Raw genomic sequence first — 352 nt, 5'->3', positions numbered from 1 at the left:
TTTTGAGCATTAGTAAAACTTCCCGTTCAGACGTTCGAGGTAACCTAACATTTGTCCACCGCCAACCGTAATTGATAATGCTCTTGCGATTTAAAACGCCACACTTTGGACAAGCTTTTGGACGATAGTTCAAAACACCTTGGACTTCAAGCGGTCCCTTATTGATGTAGGGATTACTGATCTTTACATTTTTTATGTTTGGGTCTTCAATACCTAGGATAAATTTAGTATCATTGGACATGGGATGTAGTCACTTCTTTCTCTTGAAATGTGGTAGTGGATGGATATAAGTCTGTGACTATATCCTTTTTTGTGTTTTCTTGAATTTCATTATATAAAGAAAACTGTTGTT

Annotated in this window: 1 pseudogene; it reads right to left on the bottom strand. The window is 36.4% G+C overall.

Annotation, left to right across the window (positions count from 1 at the left end):
* Nucleotides 1–241, bottom strand: a pseudogene (locus IV54_RS12105) (ISL3 family transposase); the annotation flags it as partial.
* Nucleotides 242–352 lie beyond the last annotated feature (111 nt).

The sequence above is a fragment of the Levilactobacillus paucivorans genome (assembly GCF_001437125.1).
In the GTDB taxonomy this organism is placed as follows: domain Bacteria; phylum Bacillota; class Bacilli; order Lactobacillales; family Lactobacillaceae; genus Levilactobacillus; species Levilactobacillus paucivorans.
This window is presented reverse-complemented; position numbering and strand designations above follow the sequence as displayed.